Here is a 20,430-nt window from a genome sequence, read left to right as displayed (position 1 = left end):
ACGCCCAAGCAACACACAGATGGGGTCAGATCCCTTTCCCGCCGGGAAAGGGATCTGACCCCTTCGTGTTTCCGTGCGTGTCGACCAAGGTCGACACCTACCAACAGCGATGTGTCGACCAAGGTCGACACCCACTAACAGCAGCGGGAAGCTGTCGAAGGCGGGGTGGGTCCGGTTGCGGGGGCGTGAGCCGCATGGATGCGGCGACCGAGCTTACATGGATGTACTTGCAGCGTCCCCCGCAACCGGACCCACCCCGCCATCCCACGGAATGCCGCTGTTGCTGTTGCTTCGGCTGTTGCCGTTGTTTCGGCAGGTGCAGGGCGCAGCCCTGCCGAATCCCATTACACTCCAGAAGGATTTCCCTGCTGGAGAGAGCAATGAAACGAGTGGTACTGGGCGTGCTGGCTCTGTCGGTGTCGAGCGCACTGATGGCGGCCACCCCGAAATTCGATGGCGCGCGGATCTCCGCCGACGTCAAGGAACTGGCCTCCGACGCCTACGAAGGCCGCTCCCCGGCCACCGCCGGCGAAGAGAAGACCATCGCCTTCCTCAGCAAGCAGTTCGCTGACGCCGGCCTGCAGCCGGGCGGCGACCTCAAGGACGGCAAGCGCCTGTGGACCCAGGCCGTGCCGCTGCGCAAGGGCGACATCGTCGGCGCACCGCAGCTGGCGCTGCACCAGGACGGCAAGACCGTCGCGCTGGAGCAGGGCAAGCAGATTGCCGTGCGCGCCGCCATGAACGGCGCCAGCAACGTCGACATCAGCAAGGCGCCGCTGGTGTTCCTTGGCTACGGCGTGAAGGCCCCGGAGCGCAACTGGGACGACTTCAAGGGCGTGGACCTGAAGGGCAAGATCGCCGTCGTGCTGATCAACGACCCGGACTTCGAGACGGGCCAGGGTGATTTCGACGGCAAGGGCATGACCTACTACGGTCGTTGGACCTACAAGTACGAAGAAGGCGCCCGCCAGGGCGCGCTGGGCGTGCTGATCGTGCACGAGACCGCCCCGGCGTCGTACGGCTGGGCCACCGTGGCCGGCTCCAACACCAACACCATGTTCGATGTGGTGCGCGACAACCCGGCCGACAGCCACCCGCTGCTGGAAGGCTGGATCCAGCGCGACCTCGCGGTGGAGCTGTTCCGCTCGGCCGGGCAGGACTTCGAGGCACTGAAGAAGAAGGCGCAGCAGCGCGACTTCACCCCGGTGCCGCTGACCGGCGCCAGCCTGGACGCGAAGTACGCGGTGAAGACCGAAGTGATCACCTCGCACAACGTGGCCGCGCGTCTGGAAGGCAGCCGCCACCCGGACGAGACCATCGTCTACAGCGCGCACTGGGACCACATCGGCGTGGGTGAGCCGGACGCACGCGGTGACCGCATCTTCAACGGTGCACTGGACAACGCCAGTGGCACCGCATCGCTGATCGAACTGGCCCGTGGCTTCGCCAAGGCCAAGCGTCCGGAGAGGTCAGTGCTGTTCCTGGCGGTCACCGCCGAGGAAAAGGGCCTGCTGGGTTCGGAGTACTACGCCACCCATCCGCTGTATCCGCTGGAAAAGACCGTGGCGGTGATCAACATGGATGGCATGGCGCCGTTCGGGCCGTCGCGTGACTTCGGCATCTACGGTGCCGCGCGCTTCGAGCTGCTGGACCAGCTGAAGGACGTGGCCAAGGGCTGGGATATCCGCTACACGCCGGACCCGAAGCCGGAAGCGGGCCTGTTCTTCCGCTCCGATCACTTCCCGTTCGCCAAGCGTGGCGTGCCGGCGCTGTCCTGGTCGGCCGGCCAGGACTGGGTGGACGGTGGCGTGGCCGCAGGCAAGAAGGCCTCCGACGACTACACCGCCAAGCGTTACCACCAGCAGGGCGACGAGTGGCAGCCGGACTGGGTGTTCGCCGGTGCCGCCCGCGACCTGGAAGTGCTGTACACGCTGGGCAACCAGCTGGCCAACGCGCGCAGCTGGCCGAACTGGAGCAAGGACGAGTCGTTCCGCGCCGTGCGTGACGCCAGCGCTGACCAGCGCAAGTAAGGGCATGCGCCGGGTTCGCCCGGCGCCTCCCGGGTAGTGCCGGCCACTGGCCGGCATCCCTGCGAGGCTTGCGGAGGTAACGCGGAGCCGGCCAGCGGCCGGCTCCGCCAGAACGGCTTCCATCCCCGCTTTTCCCCCCTTCGTCGCAGCCCGCTTGTTTGCCCGGCGGGCCGCCCTATGCTCGGCTCACCCCCTTCATTCAAGGCGCCGCCGTGTTCGCCAGCCTCTCCCTCCTGCTTCGTCACCTGCTGGCCTGGGCTGCGGCGCTGTTCGTCGCCGGCATGGTCTGGAGCGGCATCTTCAGCGGCATGAACGATGGCCCGGGCTGGATCTTCGGCCTGCTGGCGATGTTCCTGATGATCTCCGCGCTGGGCAGCGCAATCACCCATATCCGCCGCGTCTGGCTGGTTGCCGGCCGGCTGGATTCGACCACGCTCTCCGGCCGCCAGCGCCGCCAGGTGGAACTGCCGATGGATGCTGGCCAGGCATTCTCGGTGGTGGAAGCGGCCATCGCCGAACTGCCGCGCGTTGAAGACGTGGAAAGTTCGGCTGGCAGCCTGCAGGTGCGGGCCTACGTGCGACGCGTGGATGCCTGGAACGGCCGCCAGCCGTCGCGCTGGAACCTGCCGGCTCGGCTGGCGATCAAGCGCAACAGCGTGCTGGCGACGGTCACGCCGGGGCAGGGCACCAGTACCGTCACCCTGCTGTTTGAACCGGATGCCGGTTGGTGGGCCGACCTGCTGGCACTGGATGAGGGCAGCAACTTCGAGAACGCCGAAGCGGTCACCCGCGCGATCAGCCGCCGTGTTGCCGACCAGCGTCGCGACGAGCAGGCTGCGGCCGAGCAGACCCAGGTGGAAAAGGAACTGTCGGTGGCCCGGTTGAACCTGCTGCACGCGCAGGTGGAACCGCACTTCCTCTACAACACGCTGGCCAACGCGCAGGTGCTGACCCGCACCGACCCGGCACGTGCCGACCAGATGCTGGGCCACCTGATCCAGTACCTGCGCAGCTCGTTGCCACAGGTGGACGAATCGCTGTCCACGCTGGGCGTGGAGCTGGAGCGCACCCGTGCCTACCTGGAGATCCTGCGGATCCGCATGGGCGCACGGCTGGGGGTGGAGGTGCAGGTGCCGAACGAACTGCACGGCGTGCAGTTGCCGGCGATGGCGCTGCAGACGCTGGTGGAGAACGCGATCAAGCATGGCCTGGAACCCAAGCCCGGCGGTGGCACGATCTGGATCCTGGCGCGTGGCTTCGATGACCATGTGACGGTGACGGTGGCCGACGATGGCCTCGGCTTCGGCCAGGGCACCAGCGGTACCGGCATCGGCCTGAAGAACCTGCGCGAGCGCCTGCGCCTGACCTGCGGCGAGCAGGCCGGCGTGGCGATCGTCGCCAACTTCCCCAGCGGCGTGGCCGCGACCATGACCCTGCCGCAGTCGAGCAAGGAGCGCAGCCATGCCGCTTGAGGCGCTCATTGCCGAAGACGAGGAACTGCTGCGGCAGTCGCTGGTCGAGCAGCTGGGCCGGTTGTGGCCGGACCTGAAGCTGGTGGCCGAGTGCGAGGATGGCGCCAGTGCACTGGAGCAGCTGGCCGAGAAGCAGCCGGACATCGCCTTCCTCGATATCCGCATGCCCGGCATCAGTGGCATTGAAGTGGCGCGTTCGCTGTCCGAGCTGAGTCCGCGTACCCAGGTGGTGTTCGTGACCGCCTACGACCAGTACGCCATCGACGCGTTCGAGCAGGGCGCGATGGATTACCTGTTGAAGCCGGTCAGCGATGAGCGCCTGCTGGCCACCCGCGAACGCATCCTGTCGCGGCTGCCATCAACGCGCCAGGACGATGCTGTACTCGAACGCCTGCTGCGGCGCCTGGGGCCATCGCAGGGTGCGGCAGAGCGCCCGCCATTGGCCTGGATCACCGCCAGCAACGGCCGCGAGACGCAGCTGATCATGCTGGAAGACGTGGCTTACTTCCGCGCCGACAACAAGTACACCACCGTGGTGACCGCGGCCGGTGAGAGCCTGTTGCGCACGCCGTTGCGCGAACTGCTGGAAGTGCTCGATCCGCAGCACTTCCGCCAGATCCATCGCTCGACCATCGTCAACATGAAGGCGGTGGCGGCGGTCAGCCGCGACGATACCGGGCGCGGTGTACTGCGGCTGCGGGGGCGTGCCGAGACACTGGTGGTCAGCCAACCGTTCATGAGCCTGTTCCGCGGCATGTAGCCGCATCCTGGAGGCACCATGCGCCTGTTCCTGTTTGCCTGCGTTGCTGCGCTGTCATTGGCCGGCTGCGAGAAGTCCAGCGAAACCTCGATCACCCGTACCAATGCCAACGGCGTGGACACGCTGTACAGCAAACGCACCGTGGTCGAGGGCGAGGCGCGGTTCCAGTGCATCGCCAGCAGCAGTGGCCACTGCCATTACGTGGTGCTGGACCCTGCATGCAGCAGCGAGGCCGCGTGTGCCACGCCGCCATTGCGCCGGTTTGCCGTGGCGGTGGGAAAGACCGAGGCGATGCGTGACCTGCCCAGGGGCTTCCACCAATGCGTCAGCCAGGACCCGATAGAACAATGCCACCGTGAGTGATCACGGTGGCATTGTGGGTCCCCCCGCTTCCCTGAAGGGTCAGTAGGCAGGCTGCAGTGTCAGGTCGTGATGGTGCTCGTTCTCGCCCACATGGTTCAGGCGGCCGACCAGTTCGGAGTGCTGCTTCATGCGCCCGATCTCGGTCATGATGCGGATGTCCTCGTGACGCAGCTCGCGCTTGGCGGTGACCGCCTGCTTGTAGTCCAGCACTTCCGGGTAGTGCTCGGCCAGGTCCAGGGCCTCGGCCACGTTCTCGACACTGTCGGCCTTGGAGCTGATGCGGGCGCGGCTGTTGAAGGCCTTCATCCAACGCTCGAAACCGGCGGTGCGGTCGAACATGTTGGCCATGAACCAGATCACGAACAGGATCGAGATCCATGAGCCGAACACCACGACCACGCGGGTGAAGGTGATGTGGTAATCGTCGCGCCACAGGTAGTTGGTGATCAGCCCGAGGATCAGCAGCGAGGCCGCCTGCCAGCCGACGATCGAGGCGATCAACCACTGGCACTTGGCCTGGGCCAGCACAGCCACTTCATCGCGGATCTGCTGCTCGCTGAGGCTGCGCCAGTGCGCGACCTGTTTTTCGAACGGGCTGCTGTAGAGCTCGTTGTCGCGAAGCAGTAGTCCCAAACCCTTGAACAAAGCAATCATGGCTGGCTCCTTGTGGAACGTGCGTCGATCAGCGTTGGACGGTGTGGCGGGTTCAGTTCTAGCACTTCCAGCGAGCCGTGCAATGGGCGCAATGCCTAGCGGCGTAAGGGTTTTGTCTGAATGGGTGAATGTTGCTGCATCGCAACATCATGGCCGCAGCCTGCGACAGGATGTCGCAGGGTGAAACGTGCTGCGGCTGCACATGAAACCGCCGCTGAGCGCGGAGGCTCGCCGCCGGCGTCGCGATCGCCCAGAATCGGGGCCGACCGCGCAACCTGCGGCCGCTCTTCCGCCTTTCCTGGACCTGTGATGCCGGCTCTGCTGCAGCGACTCTCCCGCCCCGTCACCGCGCCGATCCGGCGCTGGGTACTGGAGGCCTTCCCGCGTGGCCAGAGTGGCATCGATTACGACCACCCGCTGGGCGACCCGGGCTGGTTTGGACCTGGCAGCGTCACCTGGCGCCTGCACGCCGAGTTCCCCTCGATGCTGGCCGGTGGCCTGTGTGCGCTGATGCTGCAGACCCTGCACCCGCGCGCGCTGGCCGGGGTCTACGACCACTCCAATTTCCGCCAGGACCTGGTGGGACGCCTGCGCCGCACCACCGCCTTCGTTGCCGGCACCAGCTATGCGCCCACCGGCGAGGTGGAGGCGCTGGTGGCCAAGGTACGCCGCATCCATGCGCAGATCCGCGGCCAGACCGCGCAGGGCGAGCCCTACGCGGCGGACGATCCGCAACTGCTGACGTGGGTGCACGTGACGGAAGCATTTGGTTTCCTGCAGGGTTTCCGTCGCTACGGGCGCGAGGTGCCGGTGCACATTGCCGACTGCTACTACGACGAACACCGCTGCGTGGCCGAGGCGCTGGGCGCGGTGGATGTGCCACGCAGCGAAGCGGAAGTGGCGGCATACTTCTGCGCGCGGCAACCGGAACTGCGCGTGGATGAGCGCTCGCGCGAAGTGCTGGAGGTGTTGTCCGGCGTTCGCCTGCCGGTACCGGTGCCGGGGCTGTCGCGCGAAGTGTTCCTCGGCGCCGGTGCGGCGCTGCTGCCGGATTGGGCCGAGGGCATGCTGGAACGCAGTGGCCGCCAGCGTGCGCAGGCGGCAGCTTCAGCGAAGCTGATGCAGGGCATGGCGCCGCTGTTCCGCCGCGCGCTGCCCGATGGCCTGGCCAGCCGCGCCTGCACGCGCATGGGCGTGCCGGTGGAAACCCTGCGCGAGTGGCCCGCGATTGCCTGGTAGGTGCCAACCTTGGTTGGCACGCGTCGCGCGATAGAGCTTCATCCACGCATGGCGTGGATCTACTGACACCATGATTCTGGTGGGTGCCAACCAAGGTTGGCATCTACCGGAGCGGATTCCGCAGTAGATCCATGCCATGCATGGATGCATGTCACCGCGCCGACTTCAACCCACGCAACAGCATCTCCAGCGCCGCCGTCGCCTGCCGCAGGCGCGCGTCGCCATCCTCGCCCTCGGCGATCCAGAACGCGGCCTCGGCCAGGCTGCCGTAGATCAACGACGCCAGCGCCTGCGCATCCACCGGCGCGACCACGCCCTGCGCAACCAGATGTTCGATCAGGTGCTGCATCGAGTGCACGCAGTGGCGTTGCGATTCCGGTGAGGCGCCACCCAGCACTGCGCGCGCATCTCGCAGCACGATGCGCTGGATCTCCGGCTCCAGCGCCATCTCAAGATAGGCGCGGCAACGCTGCACGAAGCCCTCCCAGGCATCGTCGGCGGTATCACTGATCGCCTGCAGGCGCTGGTCGGTCTCGGCATCAAGCTGGGCGACGACAGCCGCCAGCAGACCCTTCTTGTCGCCGAAGTGGTGGTACAGCGCGCCGCGGGTCAGCCCGGCCTGGGCGGTCAGGTCGTCCATGGAGGTGGCGGCATAGCCATGCGCGCTGAACACCCGGCGGGCGGTGGCCAGCAGGGTGGCGCGGGTTTCTTCCATCTCGGCGCGGGTGCGACGAACCATCCGGAGCTCCTTACATACACAGTGCATGATTATTTACATACGGTGCGTATGAATGTAGCCTCTTATTCATACGCTCTGTATGTATTGTCATGGCGCCCCGTGCGCCAGGCAAGTCGCTGCCCTGGAGAACCTGATGGCCACCCCCTATCGCGACCTGTTCGCGGCCCCCGGCACCGCCGGCCTCGCCCTGGCCGGGCTGCTGGCACGCCTGCCGCTTCCGATGACCGGTATCGGCATCATCACCCTGCTGTCCCAGCTGCGCGGCAGCTATGCATTGGCCGGTGCGGTGTCGGCCACCTTCGTGCTGACCTACGCGTTGCTGTCGCCGCAGGTGTCGCGCTGGGTCGACCGGCGCGGGCAGGGCGGGGTGCTGCCATGGGCCACGGCGGCCAGTGCGGCCGGTCTGCTGTTGCTGCTCGCGTGCACGCTGCTGGCCGCGCCGGACTGGACGCTGTTCATTGCGGCGATGCTGGCCGGCTGCATGCCCAGCGTGTCGGCGATGGTGCGCGCGCGCTGGACCGCGATCCATCGCGGACGACCGCAGCTGCAGACCGCGTATTCGCTGGAGACTGTGTTCGACGAGGTGACCTTCATCGCCGGGCCACCGTTGTCCGTCGGGTTGTCGGTGGCGGTATGGCCACAGGCTGGTGTACTGGCGGCCGCCCTGCTGCTGGTGGTCGGCGTGGCCGCACTGGTGCTGCAGCGGGGCACCGAGCCACCGCTGCAGCACCACGAAGGTGCAACGCCCTCGCGCTCGCTGTTGCGGCAACCGGAGATCCGCCTGCTGGCGTTGCTGATGCTGGCGATGGGCGTGATCGTCGGTACGGTCGACATCACCAGCGTGGCCTTCGCCGAACAGCGGGGGCAGCCCCTTGCCGCCAGCGCGGTGCTGTCGGCCTATGCGCTGGGCAGCTGCGCGGCCGGCCTGTTGTTTGGTGCATTGAAGCTGCAGGCACCGTTGCCGCGCCTGTTGCTGGCCGGCGCAGCTGCCACCGCGCTGACCACGTTGCCGTTGCTGTGGGTCGGCAACCTGCCAGCACTCGCCGTTGCCGTGCTGCTGGCCGGGGTGTTCTTCGCGCCGACGATGATCGTGGCGATGTCGCTGGTCGAACAGCACGTGCCCGAATCGCGCCTGACCGAGGGCATGACCTGGTTGCTGGCCGGATTGAACATCGGCGTGGCGCTGGGCGCGGCGCTGTCCGGGCAGAGCGTCGATGCGGGGGGCGTGCGCAGCGGCTTTGTCGTTGCGCTGGTGGCAGGCGGTGGCGTGCTGCTGTTCGCCGTGCTCGCGCAACGTGCACTGCGCCCGTCTGCTGCATCCACATCCCCTGAAGGAATCATCCCGTGAGCGCTTCATCGCCTGCGCATGCCGCGCCTGTGCCCCGTCATCCGTGGTGGGCGGTTTCCGCCGTCGGCCTCGCCACGTTCTCGGTGGTCACCACCGAAATGCTGCCGGTTGGCCTGCTGACCCCTGTCGCCGAAGATCTCGGCGCGTCCACCGGCACCGCCGGCCTGATGATCTCGCTGCCGGCCCTGTTGGCGGCAGTGTTCGCGCCGCTGGTGGTGATCGCAGCCGGTGGCATCGATCGTCGCCGCATCCTGTGCGCACTGCTGGGCCTGCTGCTGGTCGCCAACCTTGCGTCCGCACTGGCACCGGGCATTGGCTGGCTGTTGGCCGCGCGTGTGCTGGTGGGGTTCTGCATGGGCGGCATCTGGGCCATCGCAGGCGGTCTGGCAGCGCGCCTGGTGCCGGCTCACCGCATCGGCATGGCCACCTCGATCATCTTCGGTGGCGTGGCTGCTGCTTCGGTGCTGGGCGTTCCGTTGGGCGCGCTGATCGGGGACGCATTGGGCTGGCGCAGCGCGTTCGTGGCGATGGCGTTGTTCAGTGCGGCGGTGATGCTGCTGCATCTGCGGGTGGTTCCTGTGTTGCCGGTCAGTACATCGGTGCGGCTGCGGCAGTTCGTGCAGCAGCTTGGCCAGCGCGACCTGCGGCGTGGCCTGTGGCTGACCGTGCTGCTGGTGTCCGGGAACTTCATCGCCTTCACCTACGTGCGGCCACTGCTGACGTCCGTCTCGGGCGTGGATGCGTCGTGGATCGGTGCGTTGTTGTTCGCCTACGGTTTGGCTGGCATTGCGGGCAACTTCATCGCCGGGCCACTGGCGGCGCGGCATCCACGTGGCACGGTGCTGGCGATCGCATCGGGCCTGCTGCTGACGCCGTTGTTGTTCCTTTGGTTGGGCAGCACGCCAACCGGCGGTACTGCGGTGCTGCTGCTGTGGGGCCTGGCCTATGGCGGTGTGTCGGTGGGCCTGATGAGCTGGATGATGAAAGCGGTGCCGCAGGCCGTGGAGATCGCCACCGCGTTGTATGTGGGTGTGTTCAACATCGGCATCGCAATGGGCGCGTGGAGTGGTGGCCGGCTGCTGGATGGCGTGGGCCTGCATGCGAATCTGTGGGCCGCGGCCGGGCTTGCCATGGTCGCCACGCTGGTGATTGCCACAACGCGCCGGTAGATCCACGCCATGCGTGGATGGTTTGTAGGCTTGTAGATATGCCGACCAAGGTTGGCACCCACCAGAGCGAGGCATTCGCCAACCAAGGTTGGCAGCTACCAGAGCGAGGCATGTGCCAACCAAGGTTGGCACCTACCCATCGCAGGTGAAACGGGCGCCTTGCGGCGCCCGTTCCAGTTACATCACCACACCTTGACCCGCTTGTCCGGGGCCAGGTACAGCTTCTGGCCTTCCTTCACGTCGAACGCCGGGTACCAGGCGTCGATGTTGCGCACGGTGAGTGCGCGGAACTGGCCCGGTGCATGCACATCGGTCAGCAGCGAGTTGCGCAGCGCCTGCTCGCGGCTCTTGCTGCGCCACGCCTGGGCGAAGCCGAGGAAGAAGCGCTGGTCCGGGGTGAAGCCTTCCAGGGTCTGGCCCGGCTTGCCCTGCAGCGACAGCTGGTAGGCATCGTAGGCAGTGCCCAGGCCGGCCACGTCGGCGATGTTCTCGCCCAGGGTCAGCTTGCCGTTCACATGCACGCCCGGGAACGGCTCGTAGCTGCTGAACTGCGCGGCCAGCGCATCACCGGCGGCGTTGAACTGCTTCAGGTCTTCGGCGGTCCACCAGTTGTGCAGCTTGCCGGTCTCGTCGAACAGCGCGCCGGCGTTGTCGAAGCCGTGGCTGATCTCGTGGCCGATCACTGCGCCGATGGCGCCGTAGTTCACCGCGTCGTCGGCGGCGCCGTCGAAGAACGGCGGCTGCAGGATCGCGGCCGGGAACACCAGGCGGTTCTCCAGCGGCACGTTCATCGCGTTGATGGTCTGCGGCAGCATCGCCCACTCGCTGTGGTCGACTGCCTTGCCCAGCTTGGCGATGTTGCGCTGGTACTCGAACAGTTCGGCGCGCTGCGCATTGCCCAGCGCGTCATCACGGCGGATCTCCAGGCCGGTGTAATCACGCCACTTTTCCGGGTAACCCATGCCCACGGTCAGGCCGGCCACCTTGGCCTTGGCGCTGGCCTTGGTCTGCGGCGACATCCAGGCGAGTGCGTCGATGCGCTTGGCGAAGGCGGCGATGATGTTCTTCGCCATTTCGTCCGCGCGTTCCTTGGTCTTGGCGTCGAAGTGCTTCTCGACGTAACGCTTGCCGATCGCTTCGCCGACTGCATGGTTGGCGTCGTCCACCGCACGCTTCCAGCGGTCGCTCTGCTGCGGCGTGCCGCTCAGCGCGGTGCCGTGGAAGGCGAAGCGGGCATCGGCGAATTTCTTCGGCAGGTAGGCAGCAGCGCGGTCCAGCGCGTGGAAGGCCAGATAATCCTTCCAGGCGTCCAGCGGTTCGGTGGCGACCAGCTTTGAAAGGCCGGCCACGGCCTTGGGCTGCCAGACAATGAAGTCCTGCTGCTTGCCCAGCGCGGCCGCGTCGAGGAAGGCGTTCCAGTCCATGCCCGGTGCCTTGGCATTGAAGTCGGCCTGGGTCCACGGATTGGCACCCTTGGTCACGTCATTGGTTTCTTCCTGGGTGGCGTGCGCCTGCGCGATCTTCGTTTCCAGCGCGAGAATGCGCTGCGCCTTGCCTGCCGGGTCGGCAGCGCCGGCCAGCTGCAGCATCTGTGCGATGTAGGCCTGGTACTGCTTGCGCAGCTCGGCCATGCGGCCGCCGCCCAGGTAGAAGTCGCGGTCGGGCATGCCAAGGCCGCCCTGCACCAGGTACGGCGCGTTGCGGTCCGGCTGCAGCAGGTCCACCGACACCCACAGGCCGAACAGGCGGTCGGTGTAGAAGTTGGTCGCATTGAGCAGGTCGACGTCGGCACGCACGTCGCCGCCCAGGGCACGGGCCAGGCCGGCCTTGTCGGCGATCGCATCGATGGCCTTCAGCTGCGGCTGCACCGGTGCGATGCCGTGCTGCTCGATGCCGGCCTCGTCCATATAAGCAGCGTAGTAGTCGCCGATCAGCTTGTCGTCACCGCTGGCCTGGGTGTTGCCGGCGGCGCCTTCGAGAATGGCGCGGGTGTCGGCCAGGGTCTTCTCGGCGATGACGTTGAAGCTGCCGAAGCGCGAGCGGTCGGCCGGGATCTCGGTGTTCTTCACCCAGGTGCCGTTGGCGAAGCCGAAGAAGTCGTCACCGGCGTTGATGCTGCGGTCCATGCCGCTGGCATCGAAGCCGAAGCTGCCCAGCATCGGCTTGGCGGCCGCAGGTGCGGCATCGGCCGGCGCGGCGGTGCCGGCAGCCGGTTCGGCCGGGCGGTCGCAGGCGGCCAGGGACAGGCTGGCAACAATGGCCAGTGCCAGGGTGGGACGGCGCAGCTTGGACATGGACTTCTCTTGCAGCGGAAAACCCCAAGTCTAATCCGCTCCGCCCCGGCTGGCCCTCCCGTTGTGGCACCTGCCCTGTGCGGGATCTGGCTGAACGCGCGGAAGCGATCTTCACGTCGTCACCGGGGTGGTGCATGCTGGGCCCAGGAACCCTGCGCGGACACGGGGAGGTGGCCATGCGGGGTGGGGTCAGGCGTCAAGAATGGCGTCCGCCGGCCGTTGAGGTCGGGGACGTTGAGGATTCGTTCGCGCATGAAGCCAGCCGACTGCACAAGGAAGACCAACCGATGCCCGCGCTGAAACGGGCGTTGGCCCGGCCGCTGCGCGCCATTACCTGGGGCGGGGTGTTGCTGGGCATTCTGTTGGTGGCCGGGTTGGCCACCATGCTGGCCAACGACCATCACCGCCGGCTGGAGGCCGCACAGCGCCAGAGCCGTGCGCTGGCGGTGGGCAGCGAACGCCTGCTGGCGCTGGAGCTGCGCAACCTGGAGCGGGCGATGTCCGGCATCGCCGCCGATGCCGTTGAGGTGTTCCGCAGCGTGCCCGCGCAGGCGCCGGCGCTGCTGGATGCCTCCATCGGCGGCGTGCTGCGCCGGCATGCCGAGCTGCACAGTATCGTGGTGCTGGACAGCTATGGCCGCGCCCTGACGGCCGGCAAAGGTGACCTGAACCTGCCGCTGTGGACCGATCCGCAGCGCCGCGGCCTGGGCAGTTCGCTGTACATCGGCCCGCCGCTGCGCGCCAGCGACGGTGGCTGGGTGGTGCCGCTGGCGCTACCGATGGCCGGTGACCGCTGGTTGCTGGCGCGGCTGCGCTGCGGCGAACTGCAGCGCATCGTCGGCGGGCTCGATGTTGGCCCGAACGGGCTGGTCTCGATCAGCGATGCGGAAGGCTACATGCTGGCCCGCGTGCCAGACCCGCACGGCACGGTCGGTCGTCGCTACGATCTCCCGCATCGCGACCTGCTCGGCAAGCAGGCCGTGGTCGAGCTGGGCAGCCTGCCGGGCGTGGTCGATGGCGTTCCGCGCATCATTACCATCAGCACGCTGGAGCGCAGCCCGCTGGCGGTACAGGTGGGCCTGGCCGACGAAGATGTGCTGGCACCGTGGTGGCCCTACCTGCAGGCATCGGTGGCCATCGTGCTGGCCTACATCGTGGTGTTGATGGTGCTGTTGTACGCGGTACGCCGCAGTACCCGCCGCCAGCAGTCGATGGCCGAGGAACTGAAGACCGGGCATGCCGAACTGCGCCTGGCCCACCAGGTCGGGCGCGTCTGCACCTGGTACGTGGACGAGGATGCCGCGCTGTTGCGCTGGTCACCGCTGGCGCGCGAGATCTTCGGCGTGCAGACAGATGCACTGCCGGTGGCTGATTTCTTCGCGCGCGTGCATCGTGATGATGCGGCGCGCCTGCAACAGGCCTTCGACCAGGCCTTCGCCGGTGGCGCGGTGCTCGACCAGGTGTTCCGCCTGGTACTGCCCGGGGGCGCAGTGCGCTGGGTGGGCGCACGCGGGCAGCGGGTGGAGGTGGCCGACAGCGAGCGCCGCATGATCGGTGCGCTGACCGACCTGAGCGAACGCTACCAGGCCCGCGAGCAGATGAGCGAAGTGGAACGCCGCTTCCGCCTGTTGTTCGACCGCAATCCAGCGCCGTTCTGGGTGTTCGATCCGGACACGCTGCGCTTCATCGAGGTCAACGATGCCGCCGTGCGCCAGTACGGTTACAGCCGCGAGGAATTCCTGGCGATGAGCATCCTCGACATCCGCCCGCGCGAAGGCTGGGACGAGGTGAAGGGTGCGATCGCCAAGGCCCGTGTCGGCGAACTGCAGGATGCCACCGTGCGCCTGCACCGGCGCAAGGACGGCAGCGTGTTCGAAGTGCGCGCACATCTCTCCAAGCTCGATTTCGATGGCCAGCCCGCCTGCCTGGTGCTGGCCGAGGATGTGAGCGAACGGCTGGCCTACGAGCGCGACCTGGCCTACCAGGCGCGGCACAACCCGGCCACCGGCCTGCTCAACGTGCGTGCGTTGACCGAACAGCTGGACGAGCAGGAACAGGGCTACACCATCGCCTTCGTGCAGCTGCGCGGACTGCAGCTGGTGGCCGATACGCTGGGCCGCGAGATCGGCGATGCGGTGCTGCAGTCGATGGCGACCCGGCTCGGTGGCCTGGGTGCGCGCTGCGGCACGCTGGCGTTCCAGCCGGCGGAGGACTTCGTGTTCGCCATCGGTGCCGAGCACGATACCCAGCGCGTGCTGGACGATCTGCTGCAGATCGTGTCGGCGCCGATGCGTGGCAAGGATTCGCTGCACCAGTTCGAACCGCGCATTGGCGTGGCCGTGCACATTGCCGGCGACGGCCACAGTGCCGAGCAGGTGATCGGCATGGCTGCACAGGCCGCGCATGCAGCGCGCGCCGAGGGCAACGTGGTGGTCTGGTTCGACGCGGCGGTGACCACGCGGCTGGCCGACCGCCTGCGCCTGGCCGGGCGCATCCACGCGGCCATCGACAACGAATTCCAGCTGTACTTCCAGCCGATCCGGCACGCCAGCGATGGCAGCCCGGCGGCGTTGGAGGCGTTGCTGCGCTGGCCGCAGGCCGATGGCAGCTTCATTCCGCCCAACGAGTTCATCCAGCTGTGCGAGGACACCGGGCTGATCCTGGCGCTGGGCCGCTGGGTGATCCGCGCGGCGGCCAAGGCGCAGCGCCGGCTGGTCGAGGCCGGTTGGGGTGAGCTGCCGATCGCAGTCAATGTATCGGCCGTGCAGTTCTTCAACAGCGACCTGGTGGCCGAGTTCACCCGCGCCCAGCAGGAGTTCGGCCTGGCCCGCGGCGCACTGCACGTGGAGCTGACCGAGAGCAGCCTGATGCGCAAGCCGGCGCAGGCGATGCAGACCATGCAGCGCCTGCACGAGCAGGGCATCAGTGTGTCGCTGGATGACTTCGGTACCGGCTACTCCAGCATGTCCTACCTGCAGCACCTGCCGCTGGACATCCTGAAGATCGACCGCAGTTTCGTTGCCGATGTGGAAACCAACCCGCGTAATGCCTCGATCTGCCGCGCGCTGCTGTCGCTGGGCCACAGCATGGGCCTGACCATCATCGCCGAGGGCGTGGAAACGCCGGGGCAGCTGGACTGGCTGGCTGCGCACGGCTGCGACCAGGTGCAGGGTTACCTGCTGGGGCGGCCGGCGCCGCTGGAACGGATCATCGAGGCGCTGGATGAGGTGGCCGCCTAGGTGGTAGTGCCGGCCGCTGGCCGGCATTCGTCCAGGACCGGGATGTGTCTGATTGCCGGCCAGCGGCCGGCACTACCGGCAAACGCCAGGCTCGGCTACACCCCGGCCTCCACCAGGTGGTCGATGAAACTGCGTACCTTCGGCGCCAGGTGGCTGCGACTGGTATAGACCGCGAAGATGCCGATCGGCGAGGCCTCCCACTCCGGCAGGATGCGTACCAAGCGGCCATCGGCCAGCGCGTCTTCCAGCAGGAAATCCGGCTGCAGGATCACGCCCATGCCAGCAATCGCGGCCTCGCGCAGCACGTCGCCGTTGTTGGCATGCAGCAGGCTGCTTACCGCCACCTTCACTTCACCGCCTGGCCCCTGCAGCGGCCAGTTGTTGCCGGCGGCCCAGTAGCTGTAGCTCAGGCACGCGTGTGCCTGCAGGTCCTGCGGGGTCTGCGGGGTGCCGTGTGCGGCCAGGTAGGCCGGCGCGGCGCACAGGCTCACCCGCGATTCGCCCAGACGGCGCGCGATCAACGTCGGCCCCGGCTCGCGGGTGATGCGGATGGCCACGTCGTAGCCTTCCTCGACCATGTCCACCAGGCGGTCGGACAGGGCCAGGTCCAGTTCCACCTGCGGAAAGCGTTCGCGGTAACTGGCCAGCAGCGGACCGAGGCGGGCGATGCCCCAGCTGACCGGTGCGTTGATGCGCAGCGTGCCTGAAGGCTCCAGCGCCTGCGCGCCGATACTGGCTTCCAGCGCGTCGAATTCGGCCAGCAGGCGCACGCACTGGGCGTAGTAGGCCGCGCCGGCACTGGTCGGGCTGACCCGGCGCGTGGTGCGGTGGAGCAGGCGGGTGGACAGGCGCTTTTCCAGCGCCGCGACCTGGCGGGTGACGCCGGCGGTGGACATGTCCAGGGCCTGGGCGGCGGCACTGAAGCCGTTGCGCTCGACCACCGCCACGAACACGCGCATCGCCTCGAGGGTGTCCATTGTTGCACCTTTTGAAATAAATACGGTCAAACGATCGTATTTATCGGCCCGTGAAGGCGCAATAACCTGCGCCCACTCCCTTCAAGTTGCTTTCCGATGCACACCACGACCGCTCCTGTTTCGCCGCTGGCGCCGTATGGCGCCACCCTGCTGCGCCTGGCCCTGGGCGTGCTGTTCCTGGTCCATGCGCTGACCAAGCTGCTGGTGTTCACCCCGGCCGGTACGGCGGCGTTCTTCGAGTCGCTGGGGCTGCCCGGCGTGCTCGGCTACCTCACCATCGGCGTAGAACTGGTGATCACCGCCGCGCTGCTGCTGGGCATCTACGCGCGCTGGGTGGGCCTGGTCGGCGTGCCGCTGCTGCTGGGCACCATCGTTACCGTGCACGGCGCCAACGGCTTCGGTTTCGCCAATGCCGGCGGTGGCTGGGAATACCCGGCGTTCTGGGCGCTGGCGCTGGTGGTGCTGTTCCTGGTCGGCGACGGCAAGTGGCCCCTGCGTTCGCGCTGATCGCCGCCTGATCCTGCAACTGGAGAATTCCATGTCCCGCCTGCCTTCGCTGTACATCTCCCATGGTTCGCCGATGACTGCCCTGCATCCGGGCCAGGTTGGCGTGCGCCTGGCCGAGCTGGCGCGCGATCTGCCGACGCCACGCGCCATCGTGATGGCCTCGGCGCACTGGCTGGGCCGGCAGCCGCTGGTCGGCGCGCATCCGCAGCCGCCGACCATCCACGACTTCGGCGGCTTCCCGCGCGCGCTGTTCGAACTGCAGTACCCGGCGCCGGGTGATCCGGCGCTGGCCGAAGAGGTGGCCGGCCGCATCGCCGCCGCCGGTCTGCCGGTGGCGCTCGACCCGCAGCGTGGCCTCGACCACGGCGCGTGGGTACCGCTGCGGCTGTTGCGCCCGCAGGCAGACATCCCGGTGGTGCCGGTGTCGATCCAGCCATTGCTCGGCCCCGAGCATCAGTTCGCGCTGGGCCGTGCGCTGGCGCCGCTGCGCGAGCAGGGCGTGCTGCTGGTGGGCTCGGGCAGCATCACCCACAACCTGCACGACTGGGGCGACTACCAGGACGGCAAGGAAGCGCCGTACGTGCGGCCCTTCATCGAGTGGGTGGAGCAGCGCCTGGCCGCCGACGACCGCCAGGCCTTGCTCGATTACCGCCGGCAGGCGCCGTTCGCCGAACGCGCGCACCCGACCGACGAGCACCTGCTGCCGCTGTTCTTTGCGATGGGCGCGGCCGGCGAGGGTGGTTTCGGCGCACGCCGCATCGATGCCGGCATCGATGCCGGCTTCCTGGCCATGGATCTGTACCGCTTCGACGGGGCATGAGCCGGGGCTGACGCGCGGCGGCCCCGGCCGTCGCGGCCGTGGCCGCATGTGGTAGTTTTTTCCGGGTTTCCGGCGCTGGCCTTCGAGCCTCCCCGCGCGCCGCTTCCTGGAAGAAGCATGCATACCATTGAAGTCGTCCTGGCGATGCTGGTAGCCGTTGTCGCCAGCGGCTACCTGGTTCGCGTCCTGCCGTTCTCGTTGCCGCTGCCGCTGGTGCAGATCGGCCTGGGCGCGGTCATCGCCGGGGTGTTCAACCGCGGCCATGCGCTGGAGCCGGAGGTGTTCTTCCTGCTGTTCCTGCCACCGCTGCTGTTCCTGGATGGCTGGCGCATTCCCAAGCAGGGCCTGTTCCGCGACAAGGGCGCGATCCTCGAGCTGGCCTTCGGCCTGGTGGTGTTCACCGTCATCGGCGCCGGCTTCCTGATCCACTGGCTGATTCCGGTGATGCCGCTGGCGGTGTGCTTCGCGCTGGCGGCGATCGTGTCACCCACCGATCCGGTGGCAGTGGGTGCGATCGCCTCCAAGGCGCCGATTCCCAAGCGCCTGATGCACATCCTGGAAGGCGAGTCACTGCTGAATGATGCATCGGGCCTGGTCTGCTTCCGCTTCGCGGTGGCGGCAGTGATGACCGGCACCTTCTCGCTGGCCACGGCCTCGCTGACCTTCGTGTGGGTGGCGGTGGCTGGCCTTGCCGTGGGCGTGGCGGTGACGCTGGGTGTGTCCACGTTCCAGCGCTGGCTGTGGCGCCGCTTCGGCGAAGAGCCGGGCGCGGCGATGCTGGTCAACCTGCTCATTCCGTTCGCGGCCTACCTGCTGGCCGAAGAGATCCATGCCTCGGGCATTCTCGCCGCGGTCGCCGCCGGTATCGCGATGAGCTATGTCGAGCTGACCGGCCGCGTCTCCGGCAGCATGCGCGTGCAGCGCGCCGGGGTCTGGAACATGCTGCAGTTCAGCTTCAACGGCATCATGTTCGTGCTGCTGGGCGAGCAGCTGCCGGGCATCGTCGAACGCGCCACCACCACCATGAACGAGACCGGCCACCAGAGTGCGTGGTGGCTGCTGGTGTATGTGGTGGTGATCAATCTGGCACTGGTCGTGCTGCGCCTGTTGTGGGTGTGGTTGTCGCTGCGCTGGAACCTGCTGCGCGCGCGCCGTCGCGGGCTGGAGCGGGGCGAGGCGCCGAACTGGCGCATCGTGGTGGCGACCTCGGTGGCCGGCGTGCGCGGTGCGATCACTCTGGCCGGTGTGTTGACCCTGCCGCTGTTCCTGCCCGACGGCAGTGCGTTCCCGGCGCGTGACCTGGTGATCTTCCTGGCCGCATCGGTGATCCTGTTCTCGCTGCTGGGCGCCAGCATCGCGTTGCCGCGGCTGTTGAAGGGCCTGCAGCTGCCGTCCGATTCGGGTGAACGCAAGGAAGAGGATCTGGCGCGTCGGCTGTCATCGAAGGCCGCACTGGCCGGGGTCGAGCGCATGCGCCAGCAGATGGTGATGAACCAGAACACCGAGAACGTGCAGCTGTACAACGACGCCGCCTCGCGGGTCAGCCTGCTGTACCAGCGCCACCTGGAGAAGGACAGCGACGGGCCCGACGTGGACCCGGAGAAGGTGCGGCGCATGGAAATGGGGTACCGCCAGCTGCGCAGCGCGGGCCTGAATGCCGAGCGCGAGGAGCTGTTCCGGCTGACCCGGCGCGGGGTGATCTCCGACGAGATCTCGCGGCGCCTGATCCGCAACCTGGACCTGCTGGAATCGCGCAAGCGCGAATGACCGTGTACCCCGGGTGGGTGCGGACCTTGGTCCGTGTTGATCGGGGTCAGATCCCTTTCCGCAGGAAAGGGATCTGACCCCAGGATCCGGAAGCCGTGCTTACTCCGGCTTCGTTTCCAGGAAATACGCCTCGACCTTGCCCTTGACCTTGATGGTCATCGGGTTGCCGCGGCGGTCGCGGGCCTTGCCGGCCTGAACGCGGATCCAGCCTTCGCTGACCGAGTATTCCTCGACGTTGTCGCGCTCGACGTCGTTGAAACGCACGCCAACGCCGCGCTCCAGCGCCTGCGCATCATGGAAGGGGCTGGCCGGGTTGATTGCCAGGTGGTCGGGAGGGGTATCGCTCATCGCTTCATTCACAGTGACGGCCACCAAGGCCGGCTTCAGCGGCACAGGATAAACCGTAGAATGCCGGCCTGCCCCAGAGGAAGTTCCGCCATGCCCGACAACAGCGACTATTTCGACTTCGAGGAAGACATCCACGACTTCGACGAAGACGGCTTCGAGGCGCGGGTCTGGAACCTGCTGGTGCTGATCAACCCGGGCGACGAAGAGCTGGCCCTGCAGCAGTTCAACCGCTGGCGCGAGCACCTGGCCGAGGACGGGCAGCCGCTGGAAGCGGACAGCGACTGGCTGCCGGCCCTGTTCACGGCCATCGCCTGGCAGTCCGGTTTCGAGGTGGAACGTGATGATCTGGAATCGCTGCAGTCGGCGGTGAACGAGCTGTCGGCGCGCTTCAACCTGCAGCTGGACTGGGGCGGCGACCTGGATGACGAGGACTTCGCCGAAGACCTGGACGGCGTGCAGCTGATGTCCACCGCCTTCGACCGCCTGCGCGAGCACAACTACACGCTGTGGAGCGTGGATGCCGGCAGCGACGGCTTCACCGGCGTGATGGCGCTGACCCGCGACGACGACGCGATGCTGGCGCTGTGCTCGCTGCTGAACGTGGAAATCCGCCTGGGCAGCGACCCGTTCTGAGCAGGGCAGGTGGGTGCGGAGCCCGCCTGTGGGTGGATGCCAACCTTGGTTGGCATGCCCTGTGCCTGATG

General features: G+C 67.5%; 17 protein-coding genes. 12 read left to right on the top strand and 5 right to left on the bottom strand.

The window, feature by feature from the left end:
- The first annotated feature begins 380 nt into the window (after positions 1 to 380).
- The 4 genes from AC13GF_RS05110 (at position 381) to AC13GF_RS05095 (ending at position 4,625) form a co-directional block, all read left to right on the top strand.
- On the top strand, positions 381 to 2,030 hold the full coding sequence (locus AC13GF_RS05110; RefSeq protein WP_483003575.1) for a M28 family metallopeptidase: 1,650 nt from the start codon (positions 381 to 383) through the stop codon (positions 2,028 to 2,030).
- Between the two features lie 212 nt (positions 2,031 to 2,242).
- Positions 2,243 to 3,502 carry a sensor histidine kinase gene (locus tag AC13GF_RS05105; RefSeq protein WP_126928754.1) on the top strand — a complete coding sequence of 420 codons (1,260 nt, stop codon included), beginning with the start codon at positions 2,243 to 2,245 and terminating at the stop codon, positions 3,500 to 3,502.
- The gene (locus AC13GF_RS05100; protein ID WP_483003574.1) at positions 3,492 to 4,262 is read left to right on the top strand and encodes a LytR/AlgR family response regulator transcription factor; all 771 of its coding nucleotides are present in this window, start codon (positions 3,492 to 3,494) and stop codon (positions 4,260 to 4,262) included. The genes AC13GF_RS05105 and AC13GF_RS05100 overlap by 11 nt, the downstream gene beginning before the upstream one ends.
- Positions 4,263 to 4,280: 18 nt before the next feature.
- The gene (locus AC13GF_RS05095) at positions 4,281 to 4,625 is read left to right on the top strand and encodes a hypothetical protein (RefSeq protein WP_483003573.1); all 345 of its coding nucleotides are present in this window, start codon (positions 4,281 to 4,283) and stop codon (positions 4,623 to 4,625) included.
- 39 nt (positions 4,626 to 4,664) lie between these two features.
- Here AC13GF_RS05095 and AC13GF_RS05090 read toward each other — a convergent pair whose 3' ends face one another.
- Positions 4,665 to 5,279 (bottom strand): hypothetical protein, encoded by a 615-nt coding sequence (locus AC13GF_RS05090; RefSeq protein ID WP_032128761.1) that lies wholly within the window; start codon positions 5,277 to 5,279, stop codon positions 4,665 to 4,667.
- A gap of 309 nt (positions 5,280 to 5,588) precedes the next feature.
- Here AC13GF_RS05090 and AC13GF_RS05085 point away from each other — a divergent pair, with 309 nt between their 5' ends.
- Entirely contained in the window at positions 5,589 to 6,518 is a 930-nt protein-coding gene (locus AC13GF_RS05085) for an oxygenase MpaB family protein (protein ID WP_483003572.1), read from the top strand.
- A gap of 151 nt (positions 6,519 to 6,669) precedes the next feature.
- Here the strand turns inward: AC13GF_RS05085 and AC13GF_RS05080 are convergent, their stop codons facing one another.
- Complete coding sequence (locus AC13GF_RS05080; RefSeq protein WP_483003570.1) at positions 6,670 to 7,257, bottom strand: TetR/AcrR family transcriptional regulator; 588 nt, start codon at positions 7,255 to 7,257, stop codon at positions 6,670 to 6,672.
- 133 nt (positions 7,258 to 7,390) lie between these two features.
- Here AC13GF_RS05080 and AC13GF_RS05075 point away from each other — a divergent pair, with 133 nt between their 5' ends.
- Positions 7,391 to 8,605, top strand: a complete 1,215-nt coding sequence (locus AC13GF_RS05075) for an MFS transporter (RefSeq protein WP_483003569.1) — start codon at positions 7,391 to 7,393, stop codon at positions 8,603 to 8,605.
- Positions 8,602 to 9,774 carry an MFS transporter gene (locus AC13GF_RS05070; RefSeq protein ID WP_483003568.1) on the top strand — a complete coding sequence of 391 codons (1,173 nt, stop codon included), beginning with the start codon at positions 8,602 to 8,604 and terminating at the stop codon, positions 9,772 to 9,774. Before AC13GF_RS05075 ends, AC13GF_RS05070 begins: the two co-directional genes overlap by 4 nt.
- A 182-nt stretch (positions 9,775 to 9,956) precedes the next feature.
- Here the strand turns inward: AC13GF_RS05070 and AC13GF_RS05065 are convergent, their stop codons facing one another.
- A complete protein-coding gene (locus AC13GF_RS05065; protein ID WP_483003567.1) occupies positions 9,957 to 12,068 on the bottom strand; it encodes a M13 family metallopeptidase in 2,112 nt (703 codons plus the stop codon).
- 176 nt (positions 12,069 to 12,244) lie between these two features.
- Here AC13GF_RS05065 and AC13GF_RS05060 point away from each other — a divergent pair, with 176 nt between their 5' ends.
- Positions 12,245 to 15,307: a bifunctional diguanylate cyclase/phosphodiesterase gene (locus AC13GF_RS05060; RefSeq protein ID WP_483003565.1), complete on the top strand. Its 3,063-nt coding sequence runs from the start codon at positions 12,245 to 12,247 to the stop codon at positions 15,305 to 15,307.
- A 95-nt stretch (positions 15,308 to 15,402) separates the two neighbouring features.
- On the opposite strand, the gene AC13GF_RS05055 is transcribed toward AC13GF_RS05060, so the two are convergent.
- On the bottom strand, positions 15,403 to 16,284 hold the full coding sequence (locus AC13GF_RS05055; protein WP_483003563.1) for a LysR family transcriptional regulator: 882 nt from the start codon (positions 16,282 to 16,284) through the stop codon (positions 15,403 to 15,405).
- A gap of 96 nt (positions 16,285 to 16,380) precedes the next feature.
- On the opposite strand from AC13GF_RS05055, the gene AC13GF_RS05050 reads away from it, so the two are divergent.
- From AC13GF_RS05050 to AC13GF_RS05040, 3 genes are all read left to right on the top strand, one after another.
- Positions 16,381 to 16,791 (top strand): DoxX family protein, encoded by a 411-nt coding sequence (locus tag AC13GF_RS05050; RefSeq protein WP_483003562.1) that lies wholly within the window; start codon positions 16,381 to 16,383, stop codon positions 16,789 to 16,791.
- Positions 16,792 to 16,822: 31 nt separating this feature from the next.
- Positions 16,823 to 17,611, top strand: a complete 789-nt coding sequence (locus AC13GF_RS05045; RefSeq protein WP_049443501.1) for a dioxygenase family protein — start codon at positions 16,823 to 16,825, stop codon at positions 17,609 to 17,611.
- 117 nt (positions 17,612 to 17,728) lie between these two features.
- Entirely contained in the window at positions 17,729 to 19,378 is a 1,650-nt protein-coding gene (locus AC13GF_RS05040; protein ID WP_094000537.1) for a Na+/H+ antiporter, read from the top strand.
- Between the two features lie 99 nt (positions 19,379 to 19,477).
- On the opposite strand, the gene AC13GF_RS05035 is transcribed toward AC13GF_RS05040, so the two are convergent.
- Positions 19,478 to 19,726 carry a DUF3297 family protein gene (locus AC13GF_RS05035; RefSeq protein ID WP_012509930.1) on the bottom strand — a complete coding sequence of 83 codons (249 nt, stop codon included), beginning with the start codon at positions 19,724 to 19,726 and terminating at the stop codon, positions 19,478 to 19,480.
- Positions 19,727 to 19,816: 90 nt separating this feature from the next.
- Between AC13GF_RS05035 and AC13GF_RS05030 the strand changes: the two genes are divergently transcribed.
- Positions 19,817 to 20,359 carry a DUF6630 family protein gene (locus AC13GF_RS05030; RefSeq protein ID WP_005407911.1) on the top strand — a complete coding sequence of 181 codons (543 nt, stop codon included), beginning with the start codon at positions 19,817 to 19,819 and terminating at the stop codon, positions 20,357 to 20,359.
- Positions 20,360 to 20,430: the final 71 nt, after the last annotated feature.

The sequence above is a fragment of the Stenotrophomonas sp. 22LJNL06-5-1 genome, assembly GCF_056861455.1.
Note: the sequence above shows the minus strand (reverse complement) of the source record. Positions and strands in the feature narration are given on the sequence as shown.

Bases quoted from the DNA above. Each gene is read 5' to 3' on its own strand.
- AC13GF_RS05075 (WP_483003569.1), top strand. From the start codon at position 7,391: ATGGCCACCCCCTATCGCGACCTGTTCGCGGCCCCCGGCACCGCCGGC.
- AC13GF_RS05095 (WP_483003573.1), top strand. From the start codon at position 4,281: ATGCGCCTGTTCCTGTTTGCCTGCGTTGCTGCGCTGTCATTGGCCGGC.
- AC13GF_RS05050 (WP_483003562.1), top strand. From the start codon at position 16,381: ATGCACACCACGACCGCTCCTGTTTCGCCGCTGGCGCCGTATGGCGCC.
- AC13GF_RS05090 (WP_032128761.1), bottom strand. From the start codon at position 5,279: ATGATTGCTTTGTTCAAGGGTTTGGGACTACTGCTTCGCGACAACGAG.
- AC13GF_RS05035 (WP_012509930.1), bottom strand. From the start codon at position 19,726: ATGAGCGATACCCCTCCCGACCACCTGGCAATCAACCCGGCCAGCCCC.
- AC13GF_RS05065 (WP_483003567.1), bottom strand. From the start codon at position 12,068: ATGTCCAAGCTGCGCCGTCCCACCCTGGCACTGGCCATTGTTGCCAGC.
- AC13GF_RS05100 (WP_483003574.1), top strand. From the start codon at position 3,492: ATGCCGCTTGAGGCGCTCATTGCCGAAGACGAGGAACTGCTGCGGCAG.
- AC13GF_RS05110 (WP_483003575.1), top strand. From the start codon at position 381: ATGAAACGAGTGGTACTGGGCGTGCTGGCTCTGTCGGTGTCGAGCGCA.
- AC13GF_RS05060 (WP_483003565.1), top strand. From the start codon at position 12,245: ATGCGGGGTGGGGTCAGGCGTCAAGAATGGCGTCCGCCGGCCGTTGAG.
- AC13GF_RS05055 (WP_483003563.1), bottom strand. From the start codon at position 16,284: ATGGACACCCTCGAGGCGATGCGCGTGTTCGTGGCGGTGGTCGAGCGC.
- AC13GF_RS05040 (WP_094000537.1), top strand. From the start codon at position 17,729: ATGCATACCATTGAAGTCGTCCTGGCGATGCTGGTAGCCGTTGTCGCC.
- AC13GF_RS05030 (WP_005407911.1), top strand. From the start codon at position 19,817: ATGCCCGACAACAGCGACTATTTCGACTTCGAGGAAGACATCCACGAC.
- AC13GF_RS05085 (WP_483003572.1), top strand. From the start codon at position 5,589: ATGCCGGCTCTGCTGCAGCGACTCTCCCGCCCCGTCACCGCGCCGATC.
- AC13GF_RS05080 (WP_483003570.1), bottom strand. From the start codon at position 7,257: ATGGTTCGTCGCACCCGCGCCGAGATGGAAGAAACCCGCGCCACCCTG.
- AC13GF_RS05045 (WP_049443501.1), top strand. From the start codon at position 16,823: ATGTCCCGCCTGCCTTCGCTGTACATCTCCCATGGTTCGCCGATGACT.